Here is a 16505-nt window from a genome sequence, read left to right as displayed (position 1 = left end):
GGTAAGTGGGGCCAGAATAAAACGAATCTAATTCGTTTTAGGAGTCGAGCTGATGATCACCCTGACCGCCACCGCACCCGAGTCGCTGTCCCGCAGCACCGAGTCGACGCGCCCGCCGGTGCGGGTCGGTCTGGTGCAGCACCGCTGGCGTCCCGACGCCGACGAACTCGCCAAGGTGCTGCGCGACGGCATCGACCGCGCCGCGGGAGAGGGTGCCGCGCTGGTGTGTCTGCCGGAGATCACCCTGCTGCGGTACCCCGCCGACACCCCGGCCGGTCCGAACCCGGGTGACACCGCAGAAGACCTGCTCGACGGCCCGACGTTCGCACTCGCCGCCGAGGCCGCCCGTGCCAACGGGATCTTCGTGCACGCGTCGCTCTACGAAAAGTCGCCGGCGGCAGACGGTTTGGGCTTCAACACGGCGATCCTGGTGTCCCCGTCGGGCGAGCTGGCCGGCCGCACCCGCAAGATGCACATCCCCATCTCGGCGGGCTACTACGAGGACACCTATTTCCGGGCGGGCCCTGCCGAGGGCAACCCGTACCCGGTCTACGAGCCGGAGGGGCTCGGCGCCAAGCTGGGCATGCCGACGTGCTGGGACGAATGGTTCCCCGAGGTGGCCCGCAACTACTCGCTCGGCGGTGCCGAGATCGTCGTCTACCCGACGGCCATCGGCTCCGAGCCGGTCTTTCCCGCCTTCGACACCCAGCCGCTGTGGCAGCAGGTCATCGTCGCCAACGGCATCAACAGTGGCCTGTTCATGGTGGTACCCAACCGGATTGGCGACGAGGGCACCGTGACCTTCTACGGCTCGTCGTTCATCTCCGACCCGTACGGCCGGGTGCTGGTGCAGGCCCCGCGCGACGAAGAGGCGGTGTTGGTTGCCGACCTGGACCTCGACCAGCGCCGCGACTGGCTCGAGCTGTTCCCGTTCCTGCTGACCCGGCGTCCGGAGAGCTACGGTGCGCTGACCGCACCCGTCGACGCCCAGCGCCCGTACGGCGCCGGCCACGAAGCCACCGCGGTGGTGAAATGACCGACTATGTGATGCCTGCGGAGAGCGCGCCGCAGGACCGGGTGTGGATGGCGTTCCCCTCGGCCGGTTATTCGTTGGGGGACGACGAGACCGAGCACCACGAGGCCCGCTCGACGTGGGCCGCCGTCGCCCATGCGGTACTGGAATTCGAGCCGGTGACCGTCGTGGTGGACCCGGCAGAGATGGCCGCCGCGCGGCGGTATCTGTCGGCCGACGTCGACATCGTCGAGGCACCGCTGAACGACGCCTGGATGCGCGATATCGGACCCACCTTCGTGCATGCCGGCGACGGTTCGGTGGCCGCGGTGGACTGGGTGTTCAACGGCTGGGGTGGCCAGGACTGGGCGCGCTGGGATCATGACGCGAAAATCGGTGCCGCCGTGGCCGGTTGGGCCGGCGTTCCGGTGGTCAGCTCGAACCTGGTCAATGAAGGCGGCGGCATCCAGGTCGACGGGCAGGGCACGGTGCTGGTCACCGAGACCGTCCAACTCGACCCCGGCCGCAATCCCGGCGCCACCAAGGCCGACATCGAGGCCGAACTGGCCCGCACCATCGGCGCCACCCATGCCGTCTGGTTGCCGCGGGGCCTGACCCGCGACTCGGAGCGCTTCGGCACCCGTGGACACGTCGACATCGTCGCGGCCATCACGTCGCCGGGGCGCCTGTTGCTGCACGCGCAGCGCTCCGATGCACATCCGGACCACCTGGTGTGCAAGGAGATTCGCGAAGCGCTCGCCGACACCTGCGACGCCGCGGGCCGGCCGTGGGACATCGTCGAACTCCCGGCGCCGGATCTGCTGACCGACGCCGAGGGCTACGTCGACTACAGCTACATCAACCACCTGGTGGTCAACTGCGGCGTCATCGCATGTGCGTTCGGTGATCCGCGCGACGCCGACGCGGCCGCGATCCTGGCCGAGCAGTACCCCGGCCGGCGCGTGGTCAGCGTCGACGCCCGGCCGCTGTTCGAGCGCGGCGGTGGCATCCACTGCATCACGCAGCACCAGCCGTCGGCGCAGTGATCTGATCTCAGCCATTTGGCTGATGCCCCAGCTGCCCGGGTGGTGCTTTATTGAAGTCATCGCCCCATGGACGCCGCTGATGTTCGGGAGGTCGCGACGGCTCCTCGGCCGCGACCCGCAGTGCCCGACAACTGACTTCAAAGGCGGCTTCTCATGAAATATCTGGTGCAATGGCATGCCATCGATCCGGCTCGGATGCGGGCGACGGCCGAACACTTCCTGCAGACGGGTGCGAAACCGCCCGACGGAGCGACCCAACTCGGCAGGTGGTTCGGCCTCAACGGCAGCGGCTGCTCGGTGATCGAGGCTGCTGACGCCAAGCCGGTGTTCGAGCTCATCTCCGAATGGCAGGAGTATCTCCAGATCGAAGCCACCCCGGTACTCGAAGACGACGAGTTCGGCGCGATCGTCGCCAAGCTGTACAGCTAGCGGCGGTGTCACGGCGACCGACGGTCCCGGGTTTGGTCAGTGCCCTGCTGGGTAGCATCCGGGATATGGCCATCAAACTCGAGAACGTCGGCATCGCCGTGCGCGATCTCGACGCGACCATCGCGTTCTTCACCGACCTCGGGCTCACGGTGGTGGGCCGTGCCACGGTCAGCGGCGAATGGACCGAGACCGCCGTGGGTCTCGACGGCAACCACGCCAATATCGCGATGCTCGAGACGCCCGACGGTCACGGCCGCATCGAGCTGTTCGAGTACATCCATCCCGAGGCGAACGAGTCGGAACCCACCCGCCCCAACGACATTGGGATGCACCGCGTCGCATTCTCGGTAGACGACATCGACGCGGCCCTCGAGATCGCCGCCCGCCACGGGTGTCATCCACTCCGTGGCGTGGCGACCTACGAGGACATCTACAAGCTGACGTACGTTCGTGGCCCCAGCGGCATCATCGTGATGTTCGCCGAAGAGCTCAAGAAGAGCTGACGGCCATCAATCGGCTGACCGCCGCGCTCACCCGGTCGCGGTTGCCCGCGCCGTTGCGCACCACCCACGACGTCAGGTGTTCGAGCAGCTCCCGGATCTCCAGCAGCTCCTGAATGCGCCCGCTCTCATCGGTCTTACCGGTCAGCACCTCGGACCACAGGGTGTCGAGATCGAGGATGTCGCGCACCGTCGCATACGCCATCGCGACATCGGCCGTACTCACCGACAGCCGTTCCTGCATGCGGTAGATGGTGCCGGGACCGACCCGGTTGATCAGCTCGCCGGCGACCGACGTGGCGATGATCTCGCGGCGCAGCGGGTGCTTCGCGATCTCGGCCCGGGCGTGCTCGGCGATGCCGGCCGGGAAGTACTGCGTCAGGCGGTCGACGAACATCTCGTGATCCGGCACGTCGGAGGCCAACAGCTCCTGCGACACCAGATTCTTGGATTGTGCCAGCAGCACGGCGATTTCGGGACGGGTGAGCCCGAGTCCGACGAGACGGCGGCGGTCCAGTTCCTGCTTCGACGGCAGTCCTTCGACATCGGGGTCGACACCGGCCACGTCCTGCAGGTTGCCGATCAGCCGGACGTGCCGCTCCAACAGCGTGCCGGCCTCCGCGGCCGCCATGCTGATTGCGAGAATCTGGTCGGCGTTGTCGGCCAGCACCCGCGCGGCGACGTCGTCGGTGGCGTCGGCGAGCAGTGTATTGCGTTGTGCGGTGGCCATATTGCCGGAGTCCAGCGCGATCTTGAGGTTGACCTCGAGGTCGGAGGTGGCGACCCCGGCGGCGTTGTCGATGAAGTCGGCGTTGACTCGGCCGCCCTTCAGCGCGAACGCGATGCGGGCCTGCTGCGTCAGGCCGAGGTTGCCGCCCTCGCCGATCACCTTGCAGCGCAACTGCGATGCGGTGACGCGGACCCGGTCGTTCGCCTTGTCCTGGGCGTCGGCATCGGTCTCGTCGTCGGCGCGGACGTAGGTGCCGACGCCGCCGTTCCACAGCAGATCGACCGGTGCCCGCAGCACCGCGCTGATCAGCTCGTCGGGGGTGCATTCGGAGGCGTGGAAGCCGAGGCTTGTCCTGGCCTGCTCCGACAGCCGTATCGACTTTGCGGTGCGCGGCCACACGCCACCGCCGGCGGAGATCAGTGCCGGGTCGTAGTCCTGCCAGCTGGACCGGGGGAGCCGGAAGAGACACTCGCGCTCGACGTACGAGGTCTCGGGGTCCGGATTCGGGTCGAGGAAGATGTGCCGGTGGTCGAATGCCGCGACCAGTTTGATGTTGCGGGACAACAGCATTCCGTTGCCGAATACGTCGCCCGACATGTCGCCGATGCCGGCGACCGTGAACGGTTCGACATCGATGTCATGGCCGGCTTCGGCGAAGTGCCGCCGCACCGACAGCCACGCGCCGCGGGCGGTGATGCCCATGGCCTTGTGGTCGTACCCGGCCGACCCGCCCGAGGCAAAGGCGTCGCCCAGCCAGAAGTCGTATTCGGCGGCAATGGAATTGGCCAGGTCCGAGAACGTGGCGGTGCCCTTGTCGGCGGCCACGACGAGATAGGCGTCGTCGCCGTCGGGGCACACGGTGCGGTCGGGATGGCGGATGGTGCCGTCGACGATGTTGTCGGTGACGTCGAGCAGGCCGCGGATGAAGGTGCGGTAGCCGTCCGCGGGATCGACAGTGGCAGAACGCAAGACGAAGGCGCCCTTGGCGCCGGTCGGCACGATCGGGGCGTTCTTCACGGCCTGCGTCTTCATCAGGCCCATGACCTCGGTACGGAAGTCCTCGGCCCGGTTGGACCAGCGCAGGCCGCCGCGGGCGATCGCGCCGCTGCGCAGATGCACACCCTCGACGGTGTCGGAGTGCACGAAGATTTCGCGGTAGGGCACAACAGGTCCGGTGATCGACAGGCGCGCCGAGTCGATCTTGAACGACACGTAGTCCTTGGGTAGGCCGTCGACGCCGACCTGGAACCAGTTGGTGCGCAGTGTCGCCGCCACGAAGGCGTGCAGTGCCCGCCGGATCCGGTCGTCGTCCAGCGAGGTGGCGGCATCCACGAGACCGGCGACCTCTCGATCCGGCTGCTCGACGTCAGCGGTGGCGTCCGGGTTGAACCGGGCGTCGAACAGCGCCAGCAATGCGTTCACGAAACCGGGTGCGGCGAACAGGGATTCGATGATGTAGTCCTCGGAGAATCCCAGGCCCGTCTGCCGGAGGAACCGGCACGCCGCGCGGATCAGCACCGCGCGGCGCCAGTCGATGCCGGCCGCGACGATGAGCATCGCGTACCGGTCGACGCTCCAGCGCCCCGCGATGGCGGCCTCACAGGCCTGCGCGACCAGGTCACGTGTCGCCTCGGACAGCGAGAGATCGCCGAACTCGTAGCAGTGCCCGGCATCGTCGGAGTGGTGGTACGAGGCGACGCGCAGGCCGAACGACTCGAACATCGCGCAGACGTCGGCCAGGAACGGCGGATGCCCGGGCCACTGGATTTGGGCGTGGTTGTTCAGCCCGTCGGCGTCGAAAGACACCCGGGCAGCGGAATTCTGCATGGGAGGACTACTCCGGTCTATTTACTTGGATGTCTGTGTGTGGAGGGAGAGGGGAAAGTTGTTGCGGCGCACCTACTGAAGGGCGATGTACTTGGTCTCGAGGTACTCCTCGATGCCCTCGCTGCCGGCTTCACGGCCGATGCCGGATTCCTTGATACCGCCGAACGGCGCGGCCACGTCGGAGATGACGCCGCGGTTGACGCCCACCATGCCGGCCTCGACTGCCTCGGCGACCCGCAGTGCACGGTCCAGGCCCTGCGTGTAGACGTACGCGGCCAGGCCGTATTCGGTGTCGTTGGCGGCATCGATGCCGGCCTGTTCGCCGTCGAATCCGATGATCGCGGCGACCGGTCCGAAAATCTCCTCGCGCAGGAGGCGGGCATCGGTTGACACGTCGGCGAGCACGGTCGGCGGGTAGAAGAAGCCTTCGCCTTCAACGGGTTTGCCGCCGGTCGCCACCGTCGCGCCCTTGTTGACGGCGTCCTGCACCAGTTCGTCGACGGTCGCCCGCTGCTTGGCGGTGATCAGCGGACCGACCTGGCTGCCGGCCTGGTCGCCCGGGCCGGTGGCCAGTGCCGCCATGCGGGCGGCGAGCTTCTCGGTGAACTCGGCACGGACCGCGTTGTCGACGTGGATGCGGTTGGCGGCGGTACATGCCTCACCCATGTTGCGCATCTTGGCGGCCATGGCACCGTCGACCGCGGCGTCCAGGTCGGCGTCGTCGAACACCACGAACGGGGCGTTGCCGCCGAGTTCCATCGAGGTGCGCAGCACCCGGTCTGCGGACTGTGCCAACAGCTTTCGTCCGACACCGGTCGAGCCGGTGAACGTCAGCTTGCGCAGCCGCGGGTCCGTCAGCAGCGGGCCGGTCAGACCGGCGGCATCGGTGGTCGGCAGGATCGACAGCACGCCGGCGGGCAGGCCGGCGTCGGCGAACACCTGGCCCAGCAGCAGCATGGTCAGCGGGGTCTCGGCCGCGGGCTTGACGATCATGGTGCAACCGGCAGCCAGCGCCGGGCCGATCTTGCGGGTACCCATGGCCAGCGGGAAGTTCCACGGTGTGATGGCGAGGGTCGGGCCGACGGGCTGCTTGGTGACCAGGATGCGGCCGGTGCCGGTGGGCGACTGCGTGTAGCGGCCGTTGATCCGCACCGCTTCTTCGGCGAACCAGCGCAGGAACTCGCAGCCGTAGTTGACCTCACCCTGGCTCTCGGCCAGGGGCTTGCCCATCTCGAGGGTCATGGTCAGGGCGAAGTCGTCGCGACGCTCCATGACCAGTTCCCAAGCGCGGCGCAGGATTTCGGCGCGTTCCCGGGCCGGGGTGGCGGCCCACGATGCCTGCGCGGCGACCGCGTCGTCGAGGGCGCGGGCACCGTCGGCGGGCGAGGCGTCGGCGACCTCGATGAGCACGGCGTCCGTAGCCGGGTCGTGCACGGCGAAGCGAGCTCCGGTGGACGCCGGTACCTGCAGGCCGCCGAGCCACAGCTCGGTGGGCATGGACTCCAGCAGCGTGGTGCGGTCGATCATCGGGCTGCCGCCATTTCGCGCACGATGTCTACCAGGACGGCGATGCCCTCGTCGAGCAGCTCGTCGCTGATGACCAGCGGCGGGAGCAGGCGGATGATGTTTCCGTACGAGCCGCAGGTCAGAAGGATGACGCCGCGCTTGAAGGCCTCTGCCGCAATGGCTTTCGTGAGAACCGGATCCGGCTCATTGGTACCCGGTTTGACGATCTCGATGGCCAGCATGGCGCCGCGGCCACGGACGTCACCGATCACTCCGGTGTCGGTCAGGGCCTGCAGCTTGGGCACGACCGCGGTTTCGATGGCGCGGGCGCGGGCAGGCAGGTCCATCTCGGCCATGGCGTCGAGCGTGGCGAGCGCCGCGGCACAGGCGACAGGGTTACCGCCGTACGTGCCACCCAGGCCACCGGGGTGCACGGCGTCCAGCAGGTCGGCGCGGCCGGTGATGGCGGCCAGCGGCATGCCGCCGGCGATGCCCTTGGCCATGGTGATGATGTCGGGGACGATGCCCTCGTGGTCGGAGGCGAACCAGGATCCGGTGCGGGCGAAGCCCGTCTGCACCTCGTCGGCGATGAACACGACGCCGTTGGCCTTGCACCAATCGACAATGGTGGCAAGGAATCCCGGCGCGGGCACGATGAAGCCGCCCTCACCCTGGATGGGCTCGATGATGACCGCGGCGAGCGACGCGGCGCCGATCTGGGTCTCGATGCGGCTGATGGCGGCCTTGGCGGCGGCCTCGCCGGTCAGGCCATCGCGGTACGGGTACGACGCGGGCATGCGGTAGATCTCGGGCGCGAACGGACCGAACTGCGTCTTGTAGGGCATGGCCTTGGCGGTCAGGGCCATGGTCATGTTGGTGCGGCCGTGGTAGGCGTGGTCGAAGGCGACGACGGCCTGCCGGCCGGTGGCCAGCCGCGCGACCTTGACCGCGTTCTCGACGGCTTCGGAGCCCGAGTTGAAGAATGCGGTGCGCTTCTCGTGATCGCCGGGGGTCATGGCGTTGAGCCGCTCGGCGAGCTCCACGTAGCCCTCGTACGGGGTGATCATGAAACAGGTGTGCGTGAAGCGGGCGGCCTGCTGGGCCACTGCCGCGGCGACACCCGGGTGCGATGCGCCGACGCTGGTGACGGCGATGCCCGAACCCAGGTCGATCAGCGAATTGCCGTCGATGTCGACGATGACGCCGCCGTCGGCGTCCGCGGCGTAGACCGGTGCCGACGAGCTGACGCCACCCGCCACCGCGGCCTGGCGGCGCGCCGACATCTCGGCCGATCGCGGACCGGGCAGCGCGGTGACGATGTTGCGCTTCTGCGCCAGTCGATAGGTGATGTCGGTCATCGGTTGCTCCTGGTGATCGAACGGCTTGTGTACTGCTGATTCTCTGCGGTTGTGGCGCGGATAACTATGTCCACTTTGTCGATTTCGAGCGCATCAAGCACACCATTTTGTCGTGGGGTACGAGCGCTTGCGGAAGCCGACCAGAGCGGGGCTAACGCGGCCTGCGGAAGTAGCTCGGTGCCGTGCCTTCCCAGCGCTTGAAAGCGTGGGTGAAATTGGCCGTTTCGGCGTACCCCAGGTGCCGGGAGATCTCCTCGACCGAAACGTCCTGTTGGAGCAGCTCGAGGGCCAGCTGGCGGCGGACCTCGTCGAGCAACGCGCGGTAGGAGGTGCCCTCGGCAGCGAGCCGACGGCGCAGCGTGCGCTGGTCGATGTGCAATTCGTCGGCGATGGTCGGCATCGACGGCAGTTCGCCGGGGTTGTGCAGCAGCCGGCTCCGAACCTGGCCCGCCACGCCGACGCGAGAGAGCCTGCGCTCGAGCAGGTCCCGGCATTGCTGCTCGATCTTGCGCGCCGTATTGGCGTCGGCGAGCGGCGACGGCATCTCCAATACTTCGTGGGTGGCGGCGATTCGGTTGGTGCACTGGCCGGAACGTACAGCGGATACCGGAAGCCCCCACAGTTCGGCGAGCTTCTCGGCGCGAGCGGCATCGAGTGTCGTGTCCGCCCACGCCGGTGTCAGCGCCAGGTTGGCGCCCTGTGTCGCGGCGACGAATCCGGCGAGGTCCCGCTCGACGATGAACGCCCTGACATCCGTGGGTAATTCGCTGTCGTCGGCGACGAGGTATCCGTACTGGTCGTCGGTCTCCACCGAGAACCGCAGGTGCGTGGGGGACAGCGCGAGATAAGGCAGGATCAGTTCGACCCCCTGTCGGAGATTGGGGCTGGCCAGGATCAGGAACCCGAGCAAGCCGGCCCGTCCCAGGGTGGAGTGCACTCCCACCTCGATGCCGACACCCGGTCTGTCGCCAAGTCCCGCAATGAGATTGCGGATGACGTCGAATTCCTGATGCGCCCAGATTTCGGCGTTCTCGTCGTCCAGGTCGGCTTCGGTCAGTCCGCTACCTGCCAGACATTCGGCGGCTGTCATCCCATGCGCGATGGCGCCCTGCACCATGATGCGGACGCCTTCGGTGCCCCGCGGCACCGCCCAGACCGGGGCCATTCCCACTGTCCGAAAATACCAAATCAACGTCCCGTTGGAACATTCAGTCGCGTCGGCCCCGTCCGTAGCGTTTTTCGGCAGACGCAACCAACGAGGGTTGCCCGAAAGACGGAGTGTCGAATGTCGTCAGTCGAAGTGGCCGACCGGGCAGAAAGCCAACCCGCCGCGCGAACGGCGTTGCCCGATCCGGGCGAGCAGGTGCCGAAGTTGGCATGGCCGACTGTCGCGCTGTTTCTCGCGGGCGCCGCGGCATTCGTCACGTCGACCGTCGCTTATCTGGGCGGCGCCGCTCCGATGTGGGTGCCCATCGTGGTCAACGCGGTGGTGACCTTCACGATGTTCACCGTCGTCCACGACGCCGTGCACTATGCCATCAGCTCGACGCGCTGGGTCAACGGCTTGTTCGGACGGCTGGCTGTGCCGTTCGTCCAGCCGCTGATCTCGTTCCCCTCGTTCGGGTTCATTCACATTGAGCACCACCGGCATTCGAACGACGACGAGAACGATCCGGACACCTTCGCCTCCCATGGGCCGGCGTGGCAACTGCCGTTCCGCTGGGCCGTACTCGACGTTTCGTACGGCACTTATCTGATCCGCAAGGTTCGCGGTCGTCCCAAGGCCGAGGTCGCTGAAACCCTGGCATGCGTGGCCATTTCGGTGGCCGGGTTGATCGTCGCGATCATGTCGGGCCACTTCTGGACGCTGGCCGTCGTCTTCGTCATTCCGCAGCGCATCGCGGTGGTCGTCTTGGCGTGGTGGTTCGACTGGATGCCGCACCACGGGTTGGCGGACACTCAACGCAGTGACCGCTACCGGGCGACCAGAACCCGCGTGGGGATGGAGTGGCTCTACACCCCGTTGATGCTGTCGCAGAACTACCACCTGGTGCACCACCTGCACCCGTCGGTGCCGTTCTACCGCTATACCAAGACCTGGCGCCGCAACGAGGAGGCCTACCTGGACCGGAACGCCGCGATCTCCACGGTGTTCGGGCAGGGGCTCGACTCCGGCGAATTCCGGGAGTGGAAGCAACTGAACGGCAAGCTCGGTCGGCTGCTGCCGGTGCGGATGCCGGCGCGCTCGAGTTCACCGCACGCGGTGTTCCACCGAATCCCGGTGGCCGCGGTCGACCCGATCACCGCAGACAGCACATTGGTGACCTTCGCCGTTCCCGAGGCACTGCAGGACCAGTTCCGGTTCGAACCCGGCCAGCACGTCTCGGTGCGCACCGACCTGGGGGGCGAGGGCGTGCGCCGCAGCTATTCGATCTGCGCGCCGGCCACGCGGGCCCAGCTGCGGATCGCGGTGAAACACATTCCGGGAGGGACATTCTCGGGATTCGTGGCCGAGCACCTCAGGGCCGGCGACGTCCTGGAGGTGATGACTCCGGCCGGCAGCTTCAGCTCTGCCCTGCATCCGCTGCACCGCAAGCATTACGTCGGGCTGGTGGCCGGCAGCGGCATCACCCCGGTGCTGTCGATCCTGGCGACCGTCATGGAGCTCGAAACCGAGAGCCGGTTCACGCTCATCTACGGCAACCGCACCAAAGAGTCGACGATGTTCCGCGCCGAACTCGACCGTCTCGAATCCCGCTATGCCGACCGCCTCGAAATCCGGCACGTGTTGTCGGCCGAGCCGCGGCATACCCCGGAGCTGTCCGGACGCATCGATGCGGAACGCGTGATCGGCTGGCTCGCGGGCGACCTTCGTCCCGACAGCGTGGACGAGTGGTTCCTGTGCGGCCCGGCGGCGATGTCCACCGGTGCGCGCGAGACGCTGATCGAGGGTGGCGTCGAACCCGAGCGGATCCATCTGGAATTGTTCACCGGCTTCGACCGCGGCGACGCGCCTGTGCGCGACCACCAGTCGGCCACCGTCACCGTCCGATTGTCCGGAAAGAAGCAGACTTTCGGTCTCGCCGCCGGCGACACGATCCTGGAAAGCGCACTGCAGGCGGGAATCGGCGCGCCCTACTCGTGCATGGGTGGTGCGTGCGGCACCTGCCGGGCCAAACTGCTTGGCGGCACGGTCGAGATGGACCAGAACTTCGCCCTCGGGTGCAACGACCTCGACGCCGGCTACATCCTCACCTGCCAGTCACATCCGACCAGCCCGACGGTGTCGGTCGACTACGACGGCTGACCGGGTACTTGTCTGGCCGGTTTCGCGCCGGCCTGGGCGTTGATCCTGCGCCTACGTACATGGTTACTCGGCAATTCGCGCCCAGGTTGCAGGGTCAACAGGGGCATGCTCGGCCTGGGCGTCGACTCTGCACCCTGGCACATGGTTACTCGACAATTCGCGCCCAGGTTGCAGGGTGAACGTCGGATGGCGTTGATCCCGCGCCTACGTACACGCTTACTCGGCAATTCGCGCCCAGGTTGCAGGGTCAACAGGGGCATGCTCGGCCCGGGCGTTGACTCTGCGTCTACGCACATGGCTACTCGACAATCCCCGCCCAGACCGCAGAGTCAACCGGCACAGGGCAATTGGCCGGCCAAAAGAGAAGCGCCCCGCCACGCCGAAGCATGACGGGGCGCGTCCGAGTTCACTCAGGGCAGCGGGGGAGTGTCCATGGTCAGGGTCTCGCCCCGGAAGAACGCCGGCTGGGTGGCGCGCATGCCGAGCATGAGCACCGCGCCGAAGATCAGGATGCCGAAGCCCAGATAGAACACCAGCCCGATGCCGCCGATTTCCGCGCCGCTGCCGCTGGCCGTCGGATCCATGCTGACAAGCACCGATTTGACGAACACCGAAAGCAGCATGATGCCACCGAGTAGCGGGAACACCAGCTTGTAGACGACGTTGTGCGCGTTGAGAAACAGCTCCTTGCGGAAGAACCACACACAGGCGAATGCCGTGATGCCGTAGTACCAGCAGATCATGATGCCAAGGGCGGCAATGGTATCCAGCAAGGTGCGCTCGGACAGCAGCGTCACGATGGTGTAGAACGCGGCGGTGACGACGCCGGCGACCACAGTGCTGAACACGGGCGACAGCGTGCGGGGGCTGACGCTGGCGAACCGCTTGGGGAAGGCGCCGTAGGTGCCCATCGCCAGCATGGTGCGGGCGGCCGGCAGCACGGTGGTCTGCAGACTGGCGATCGACGAGGCGAACACCGCCAGCAGCAGCAACGGGCCGCCCCAATCGCCGAGGACCGGATAGGCCAGCGCGCCGAAGACGTTGGCCGCGTTGTCCTTGTTGCCCAGTCCCAGGCCGGTGTCGCCGATCCCGGCGTACATCATCACCGCGACCGCGACGAGGAGGTACGTCAGCAGAATCGACAGGACGCAGAGCAATCCGGCGCGGCCGGGGACCTTGGTGGGGTCCTTGCATTCCTCGCCGAGGGTCAGGCAGGTGTCCCAGCCCCAGAACGCGAAGATGGAGCCGATGAGCCCGATCACGAAGGCGCTCATGGTCAATCCGGTGAACGGGTCGAACCAGTCGATGTCGAAGTTCAGGTGTCCTTCGACGCCGCCCGACCGCACGATCGCGACGATCGAGAACGTGATGAGCACGATCATCTGGAAGCCGACCAGGACGTACTGCACCTTCTCGCTGGTCGTGATGCCACGGCAGGAGATGTAGGTGGCGATGGCCAGCAGCGCGACGGTGGACCCGATGTTGACCCAGACATTGTCGGCCGAGAGCGTGGCGAGTTTCTCGTTGTGAAGCACCTTGCCCAGGAATTCGTAGCCGAACTGGACGCCGATCGAGGCCAGATTGGACAGCACGATGATGGTGGCGATCACCATGCCCCAGCCGCACATCCAGCCGACATACGGGCCGAAAGCTTTGGTGGACCAGGTGAACGACGCACCGCAGTCGGGTGCCCGTGAGTTGAGTTCGCGGTACGCGTAGGCGGTCAGGAACATCGGGATGAAGCCGGCGATCAGGATGGCCGGCATCTTCAGCCCGACCGCCGCGACGATCAGCCCGATGCTGGCCGTGAGCGTGTAGCCCGGCGCCACGGTCGAGATACCGAGGATTGCCCCGGTGATGGTGCCGATTCTGCCTGCGGCGAGGCCCTTGGCGACGAGGCCTTCTTCCCGCTCTACGCGAGCGAGGTCGGAATCGGCCAGTTGTTCAGTCATTATCAGCCCCTTCATCTTTCGGAACCACGATCATGGGGACCTGCAGGACGCGCAGCATTTTTGCCGCGGTCGATCCCAGGAAGAGCCGGCGGGGCTGTGCGAGCCGGCTGGACCCGACCATGATCACGTCGCCGTCATGCCAGCCGAGTTTGTTGACGGCGTCCTCGACACCCGTGCCGGTGGCGACGCGCGACGTGACCGGAATGTCTGCCGGCAGAAATGCTTTCGCCTGGTCGAGGGCGTTCTGGGCGTGCTGCTGGGCCAGTTCCAGGTCGTCGGCGTCGTCGACGGCGACCAGCGACACCAGGCGCAGCGGTGTCCCGGTGTCCCGGCAGAGCCGCAGCGCGCTGTCCAGGAGCGCCTTGGCGCCCGGCCGGGTGCCGACGGCGCACGTGACTTCCCGAATCCGGTCATTGTGCTTCAGGCGGGCGCCGCGCGGTGCGATGACCACCGGAATCGGTGAGGCGTGCACCAGATCGTTGACCACCGACCCGAGGGACAACGAGCCGGCGATACCGCCGCCGGCGCCGCCGACCACGAGGGCCTCGGCCCCGGCGGCCTCTGCCGCGGCGATCAGGCCCGCCGTGCTGGACTCGTCGAAGCTCAGGTGGGTCGTCACCTTGAGGTCGCTGGGGACCCCGGCCGCGGCTGCGGCGAGCCAACTTTCGGCTTCGCGCTGCAGGATGCCGCCGGGCGTGGTGGCGAGGGCCGACCGTTCGCGCGGCAGCACCATGCACAGATCGATCTCGGCGCCGAGGGTGCGGGCGATCTGCTCGCCGACGGCGACGGCGTCGTCACCACCGGGTGTCGCGAGATACGCGACGGCGATTCGTGGATTGCTCACGGGCTAGCCTTCTTCACAGTTGGAGGACATGTGGCACGCCTTCGGCGGTGTCGGCGCGACGTCGATCGACGGGTTGCGATCGAAGAAGCCGACCGGCTTGAGCCAGAAGCTGACGGTGTCCGCCGGCATGATCGGCCAGTCTTCTGGACGGGTGATGTGGTGGATGCCGAAGACGTACCACAACACGACGTCGGTGTTCTCGATCGAGCGGTTGGCCTCGGTCCACATCGGCAGACCGGTGTCTTCCTTGCTCTGCGTGACGAATTCACCTGCGGGCCAGCGCTCGTCGGGAGAGTTGGGGGTGACCCACACGGTGTGCTCGATGGCGCGGCAGCGCGCCAGGACGGGGGAGTTCGGATCGAACATGGCCGGGAAGGCGCCGCCGGGCACCAGCTTGTAGGCCGGCGGGGTGCCGATGCCGTTGCGGACGTTGTCGTTGACGACCTTCCATGCCCGCTGGGTCTGGAAGTTCATGTCCTGCTTGCCCTCTGCCTCGGTGCGCAGCGGGGTGTTGCGCTGGCGCAGCGACAGCCCGTAGGGGTTGTCCGGCCCCATCGGTTCGATCTCGGTCTCGCTGGCGTACACGGTGTTCTCGGTGCCGTCGACGTCGAGGTCGAGTCGGGCGACGAGGAAGTGCTGGTGGTAGGGCGCGTAGGTACGGTGGTCGACCAACGTGCCGTGCGGGTGGGCCTGACCCTCCGGGAAGTTGCTCACCACCATGATTCCCGTTGCGCGGACCTCACATTCGATGTTGCCGTCCTGGTAGAACCGCCAGTAGGTGAGGTACTCGTAGTTGGCGACGGTGACGTGGAACGACACCGTGAGCCGGCGCATCCGGCGCACCTCGGCGCCGTGGTGGTGGTCGACGTGCTTCCACAGCACGGCGTTGTCTTCTTCGTGGATGCAGATGGCGTTCTTGATGGTGTACGGCTCGCCCTTGCTGTTGTGCAGCACGGCGTCCAGGTAGCGGATCTCGCCGAGACAGTCACAACCCAGCTCCAGCGAGGTGGTCATGAAGCCGATGCCCCACTCGCCGATGTCGAAAGCCGTTCGGCGGTAATGGTCTTCGCAGTGATCGCGGTAGGGCACCATCATCTCGGCGAACGACATCCGGTTGGCCACCGACCGCACGTTGCCGTTGTCGTTGTAGCTCACGGCGTGCAGCGTCATGCCCTCGCGGTAGTTGAACCCGACGCGCAGCGACCAGTTCTGCCACTTCAGCAGGTTGCCCTCGAGCGTGAAGGAAACCCCTTCGGGCTGAGTGATGTTGAGCGGCTGCAGCGGCTCCCGGGTACCGACGTTGCGGATGCGCTCGGGAATGTGCTGCGGCACATACTCGCCCATCATCTGCGGCCGCTCGACCGTGAAGGTGTCCTCGATCTCCAGCAGCTCCATGGTGTTCATGTCGATGACACAGTGGAAGCCGTTGACGGGACCGGCGTAGGGGTTGGCGCCGTCGGCGGCCCGTACCCAGGTGTCGGTCCAGCCCAGGCGGCGGTCCTTGTACTTCTCCGGCATCACGGCGTCGCCGTAGGTCCAGGTGTCCATGAACACCAGGTCCATGTCGGTGAACCCGCGTTTGGCCAGGGCCGCAATGACGTCCGGGTGCTTGCGCAGCACCTCGTCGGCCTCTTCCCACTCATCGACGGTGAAGTTGGGCTGCACGCCCGGGATGTGGTCCCACGACAGCACCGACACCGCGGTCAGTGATACGACGCCCTTGTAGGTGCGGTTGTTCGCGGTGTCGAGCAGCGTCGCCAGTGCGCGCCGGTCCGGCACGGTGCCGGTCGCGTCGAACGCGGCGACCTCTGCCTTGGCGGGTTCCACCATCTCGATGGAGGTGTATCGCCAACCCTAACCGACACCGTGTGCGGCCGCGAGAATCTCGGCGACCTTGGCGAATTCGGGTGCGGTCAGGGGATCGAGGGGATGGAAGGTGTCGGACATCGAGGGGGCTCCTGTCGGCAGGGTGGATTCGGGTCGCGAGGAGAGAA

At 67.0% G+C, this 16505-nt stretch carries 11 protein-coding genes and 1 pseudogene; 5 read left to right on the top strand and 7 right to left on the bottom strand.

Annotated elements, in window-relative coordinates; all coding sequences use genetic code 11:
* Window positions 1–52: 52 nt before the first annotated feature.
* The 4 genes from ACJH6J_RS20915 (at window position 53) to ACJH6J_RS20900 (ending at window position 2990) form a co-directional block, all read left to right on the top strand.
* Window positions 53–1036 carry a nitrilase-related carbon-nitrogen hydrolase gene (locus ACJH6J_RS20915; protein WP_053853861.1) on the top strand — a complete coding sequence of 328 codons (984 nt, stop codon included), beginning with the start codon at window positions 53–55 and terminating at the stop codon, window positions 1034–1036.
* A complete protein-coding gene (locus ACJH6J_RS20910) occupies window positions 1033–2058 on the top strand; it encodes an agmatine/peptidylarginine deiminase (protein ID WP_212811988.1) in 1026 nt (341 codons plus the stop codon). Before ACJH6J_RS20915 ends, ACJH6J_RS20910 begins: the two co-directional genes overlap by 4 nt.
* Before the next feature lie 153 nt (window positions 2059–2211).
* Entirely contained in the window at window positions 2212–2487 is a 276-nt protein-coding gene (locus ACJH6J_RS20905) for a DUF3303 domain-containing protein (protein WP_212811987.1), read from the top strand.
* 65 nt (window positions 2488–2552) lie between these two features.
* Complete coding sequence (locus ACJH6J_RS20900) at window positions 2553–2990, top strand: VOC family protein (protein WP_020100695.1); 438 nt, start codon at window positions 2553–2555, stop codon at window positions 2988–2990.
* Here the strand turns inward: ACJH6J_RS20900 and ACJH6J_RS20895 are convergent.
* From ACJH6J_RS20895 to ACJH6J_RS20880, 4 genes are all read right to left on the bottom strand, one after another.
* Window positions 2977–5544, bottom strand: coding sequence for an NAD-glutamate dehydrogenase domain-containing protein (locus ACJH6J_RS20895; protein WP_406804472.1), 2568 nt, complete (start codon window positions 5542–5544; stop codon window positions 2977–2979). The two genes, ACJH6J_RS20900 and ACJH6J_RS20895, sit on opposite strands and share 14 nt — an antisense overlap.
* A gap of 72 nt (window positions 5545–5616) precedes the next feature.
* The gene (locus ACJH6J_RS20890) at window positions 5617–7071 is read right to left on the bottom strand and encodes an NAD-dependent succinate-semialdehyde dehydrogenase (protein ID WP_135356640.1); all 1455 of its coding nucleotides are present in this window, start codon (window positions 7069–7071) and stop codon (window positions 5617–5619) included.
* Entirely contained in the window at window positions 7068–8408 is a 1341-nt protein-coding gene (gene gabT / locus ACJH6J_RS20885) for a 4-aminobutyrate--2-oxoglutarate transaminase (RefSeq protein WP_293021223.1), read from the bottom strand. Before gabT ends, ACJH6J_RS20890 begins: the two co-directional genes overlap by 4 nt.
* Before the next feature lie 151 nt (window positions 8409–8559).
* Complete coding sequence (locus ACJH6J_RS20880) at window positions 8560–9573, bottom strand: AraC family transcriptional regulator ligand-binding domain-containing protein (RefSeq protein ID WP_406804485.1); 1014 nt, start codon at window positions 9571–9573, stop codon at window positions 8560–8562.
* Window positions 9574–9693: 120 nt separating this feature from the next.
* Here ACJH6J_RS20880 and ACJH6J_RS20875 point away from each other — a divergent pair, with 120 nt between their 5' ends.
* A complete protein-coding gene (locus ACJH6J_RS20875) occupies window positions 9694–11715 on the top strand; it encodes a fatty acid desaturase (RefSeq protein ID WP_406804471.1) in 2022 nt (673 codons plus the stop codon).
* A 410-nt stretch (window positions 11716–12125) separates the two neighbouring features.
* Here ACJH6J_RS20875 and ACJH6J_RS20870 read toward each other — a convergent pair whose 3' ends face one another.
* From ACJH6J_RS20870 to ACJH6J_RS20860, 3 genes and pseudogenes are all read right to left on the bottom strand, one after another.
* The gene (locus ACJH6J_RS20870; RefSeq protein ID WP_406804470.1) at window positions 12126–13667 is read right to left on the bottom strand and encodes an APC family permease; all 1542 of its coding nucleotides are present in this window, start codon (window positions 13665–13667) and stop codon (window positions 12126–12128) included.
* Window positions 13660–14511, bottom strand: a complete 852-nt coding sequence (locus ACJH6J_RS20865; protein ID WP_406804469.1) for a universal stress protein — start codon at window positions 14509–14511, stop codon at window positions 13660–13662. The genes ACJH6J_RS20870 and ACJH6J_RS20865 overlap by 8 nt, the downstream gene beginning before the upstream one ends.
* A 3-nt stretch (window positions 14512–14514) precedes the next feature.
* Window positions 14515–16458: pseudogene (locus ACJH6J_RS20860) on the bottom strand (primary-amine oxidase).
* Between the last annotated feature and the right edge of the window lie 47 nt (window positions 16459–16505).

The organism is Mycobacterium sp. SMC-18, assembly GCF_045310895.1.
In the GTDB taxonomy this organism is placed as follows: domain Bacteria; phylum Actinomycetota; class Actinomycetes; order Mycobacteriales; family Mycobacteriaceae; genus Mycobacterium.
The sequence above is the reverse complement of the archived record's forward strand: the minus strand, read 5'-3'. Positions and strand labels throughout refer to the sequence as shown.